The following is a 3,678-nucleotide window of genomic DNA, read 5'->3' as shown; positions in this document are numbered from 1 at the left end:
CGGAAAGACGTCCGGCTCCAGCACGTCCGCGGACTCGCGCAACAACTCCGCTTCCTTCACGGCCACGAGCACCTCCCGGGCCGCCTCCGGCCGCCCGTACGAGCGCCCCTGGACCACCAGGAACTCCCGGAGCACGTCCCGCATCTCCAGGCCAGACTGGTAGCGCTCGGCCGGCTCACGCCGGAGCGCCCGGTGCACCACGGCCTTCAGCGGCTCCGACACCCCTTGGAGCGCCCGCTCCACGTCCTCGGGACCGAACCGCGCGATGCGCGCCGCCATCTCCGTCACCGGGACCCAGCTCGGCTCCTCACACCGCACCTCGGCCACCGCCCCGGAGGCTCGCGCCGGCTGCTCCAGGTCCTCCAGGTCGAACAGGTGCCGGCCCGTGAGCAGCTCCAACATCACCAGCCCCAGGGAGAACAGATCCGAGCGGTAATCCACCTTCTCCAGGCGCATGCGCTCGGGGGACGCATAGGCGATGTCCCCGCGCAGCACGGAGGGCGTGGTGGCCTCGCGCCCGGGCAACAGCGAGTACGCCACGCCGAAGTCCACCAGTTTCACCTCGCCACTGGTGCCCACGCGGATGTTCTCCGGGTTGATGTCCCGGTGGACGATGCCCAGGGGCCGCCCGAGCTCGTCCGTCAGCGTGTGCGCATGATGCAGCGCGTCCGCGACCTCGGACACCACGTGGCAGACGAAGGCCTCGGACATGGGCCGCTGCCGCATGGCCGCCACGCTCAGCACCGTGTCCACGGAGCGGCCCTCCACGTGCTCCATCACCACGTACGGCAGCCCCCCATGCAGCACCAATTGGTACACCTTGGCGATGCCCGGATGGTTGAGCCGGTACGCGAGCTGGACTTCCTCGCGCAGCCGTTGCCGCTGCTGGTCGCTGACCGGCCGCGACAGCCGTTTGATGAGCACGGCCCCCGCGGGCCCCTCGGCGTACCGCCGCCGGGCGAGCATCACCTCGCCATTGCTCCGTTGCCCCAATCTACGAATGACTTCGTAGCGGGTCCCCGCCACGGAGAACAAAAGCCGGGGGGGGTTCGAGGACTCGGACCTATCGATGGACATCTGAGGCGCTCCTTTGCGATGCACGCCAACGCCGCACCAGTGCAGTGGAATACTGGAGGTAGGGCCCAGATGCCGAACCTCCAGCGTCAACCACCCTACCAGACCGGACTGACACGCCCGCCCGACCTCTCCCCTCGGGTGGTCGGGTGTGGAGTCAATCCTGGTGCAGATCCCGGTCCTGGGCGCGCACGCGCTCGAGCACCTTCAAGTCCCGCTGCGTGGGCCCCAGCTCCAGGATGAGCCGGCTCACGTCGTAGAGGACCTCGCCCCGCTGGAACACCGGCACCCGCGGAACGTCGTTCATGTTCAGGTCGTCCAGCGCCTTGTTGTACGCCGTGTCCATCAGCGAGCGGAGCTGGAAGGAGTCATAGAGGTTGTATTCCACCAGGAAGCGCAGCGCCTCCACGTCCCCGCCGCGGAGGTACGCACGCCACAGCAGCACCGCGTCCCACCCGTTCACGCCCTTCATGTGCGGGGGCCGTCCCAACCCGAGCTTGTCTTCTATCTCCTTCAGCCCGCCGCCCATCCCCAGCCGCCGGCAGACGAAGCGCAGATCAATGTGCGCTTCCGGCGTCGGGAAGCTCTTGCCGAAGTAGTTGCGCAGCACCGGCACGTCGAAGCACGAGCCGTTGAACGTCACCCACAGCCGCCGCTCCGCCATGGCCTCCGGCAGCGCGTCCATGTTCCGGCCCTGGATGAAGACGCGCAGGCCCGCGTCGTCGAACAGTGCCACCACCGTGGGCACCTGCTCGTCCCTGCCATCCGTTTCAATGTCGAAGTAGACGGCGTCCCCCGCGAACTCGGGGTACAGCCGCCAGTGCTCGCGCTGCGGCACCATGGCCGCCAGCCCCTTCAAGTCCCGGCGCTCCAGGGCCTCGCGTGCCAGCGCCAGCCGTCGACGCGCCGCGTCGTCCAGCTTCTGGCCCAGCACACACCCGGTCTCCGGGAAGTCGTCCCAGCTCTGGATGCCCCGGGCCCACAGGTCCTTCTCCTTCCAGGGACCCACACCCTGAATCAACTGGAAGGTGCGCCGCAGCATCACCCCAGCGGATCCATCCGGCCCGCCACCAGGTCCTCCAGGGGCGGAATGTCCGCCTCGCAGAACGGCAGCGCCTTCATCTCCGCCGGCGTCAGGAAGGCCAGCGCGTTCGCTCCCAGCGTCTTCGGCTCCCCCGACTCCAGCCGGGCCGCGTACAGCGCCAGCTCCACCGTCAGGTCCGAATACTCGTGTGTCCCCACCCATAGCCGCCTTCCCACGTGGAGTTGCACGTCCAACTCCTCCCGGCACTCCCGAGCCAGCGCTTCCGGCTCGCTCTCCCCGGGCTCCACCTTCCCGCCCGGGAACTCCCAGAGCAACCCCCGGCTTCCACCCGGCAGCCGCTGCTGCACGAGGAACCGCGAGGCATCCCCGGGCTGGGGAATGAGGGCGGCCACCACGCGGACCGTCCTCTTCGCCGCTCCCTGCGTCAACCGCTCCTCCCATCCAGCCGGAGGGCATACAGGTAGCCATTGTTGGACAGGACGTACAGCTTGCCGCCCACCACCCGCGGCGTGGCGGAGATCCCATCCCCCGGGTTCCACGCCAGGCGCGAGCGTCCCGTCCGCGGGTCCACGAAGAGCAACGAGCGTTGGGCCGGTACGAGGAGCATCCCCTTGACCAACACCGGCTCCAACCCGGCCCGTTCCTGGAGGGTTTGCGACCAGAGGAGCTTTCCGCTCTGCCCCAGGTAGGCATCCAGGCGATCATCCCCCGTGGCGACCACCACGTCCCCGTGCACCAGCACCGAGGTGATGCCCTGTGCCACCGAGTTCCACACCACGTCACCCGTCTCGGCGTCCAGGGCGTACAGGCCCCCCGAGTACGACGCGGCATACACGTGGCCCGCCTCGTCCAGCGCTGGCGCGGTGTCCACGTCCATGAACTGCCCGCCGCCGCCCGGCGCCAGCGCCCTCTCCCAGCGCACGCTGCCGTCCGTCACGTCCAACGACACCAGCGTGCCGTCCGAGAAGCCCACCCAGGCCGCGTCCCCGCGCACCGTCGGCGCCGACGAGCGGTGGATGGTGAAGCCCGTGGGCGGATCCCTCCGGTACAGCCACGCCAGCTCACCCGAGGCCCGCCTCACCGCGAACAGGGTGTCGCTCTGCGAGGCCACCAGCACCAGGTCGCCCGCGAGCACCGGCGTCGTCGCCAGCTCCTCGCCGGCCGCGTACTTCCACTTCGGCTCGCCCGTCTTCGCGTCCAGCGCGTACAGCACGCCGTCCGTGCCCGGCACGTAGACGAGGCCGTCCTCCACCGTCGCGCCGGCGTAGAACCGGTTGCCGACCCGGAACCGCCACGCCACCTCGCCACCCGGGGCCACGCTGCGCACGAAGCCGTCCCGGGTGAGCGTGATGACGTGCTCGCCCTTCGCGTCGTACGCCGGCTGCGCGAACTCACGCGGCGCGTACTCGAGCAACGTGGGGTTGACGAGCTGCGTCCACCAATCCACCGAGAAGAAGTGGTGTGGCGGCTGCTGCGCGGCGGAGGTGGCCGGGTTGCCATACACCGGCACCACGCTGCATGCACCGAGCAGGCTCGCCGCCGCGAACCCACCCACCCAA

The 3,678-nt window shown here is 69.7% G+C and carries 4 protein-coding genes; all 4 read right to left on the bottom strand.

The features are described 5' to 3' along the window. A partial coding sequence (locus VF794_RS15395; protein ID WP_331111088.1) for a serine/threonine-protein kinase occupies positions 1–1,077 on the bottom strand: 1,077 nt, incomplete at its 3' end. Positions 1,078–1,231: 154 nt separating this feature from the next. Then, complete coding sequence (locus VF794_RS15390) at positions 1,232–2,116, bottom strand: ribonuclease H-like domain-containing protein (RefSeq protein ID WP_331111089.1); 885 nt, start codon at positions 2,114–2,116, stop codon at positions 1,232–1,234. Then, complete coding sequence (locus VF794_RS15385) at positions 2,116–2,547, bottom strand: (deoxy)nucleoside triphosphate pyrophosphohydrolase (protein ID WP_331111086.1); 432 nt, start codon at positions 2,545–2,547, stop codon at positions 2,116–2,118. Before VF794_RS15385 ends, VF794_RS15390 begins: the two co-directional genes overlap by 1 nt. Continuing rightward, positions 2,544–3,678, bottom strand: a 1,135-nt coding sequence (locus tag VF794_RS15380; protein ID WP_331111084.1) for a PQQ-binding-like beta-propeller repeat protein, incomplete at its 5' end; no start/stop codon positions are given. The genes VF794_RS15385 and VF794_RS15380, both read right to left, overlap by 4 nt.

The organism is Archangium sp. (genome assembly GCF_036389735.1).
In the GTDB taxonomy this organism is placed as follows: domain Bacteria; phylum Myxococcota; class Myxococcia; order Myxococcales; family Myxococcaceae; genus Archangium.
Note: the sequence above shows the minus strand (reverse complement) of the source record. Positions and strands in the feature narration are given on the sequence as shown.

Excerpts from the sequence above, each read along its gene's own strand:
- VF794_RS15390 (WP_331111089.1), bottom strand. The coding sequence starts at position 2,116 with ATGCTGCGGCGCACCTTCCAGTTGATTCAGGGTGTGGGTCCCTGGAAG.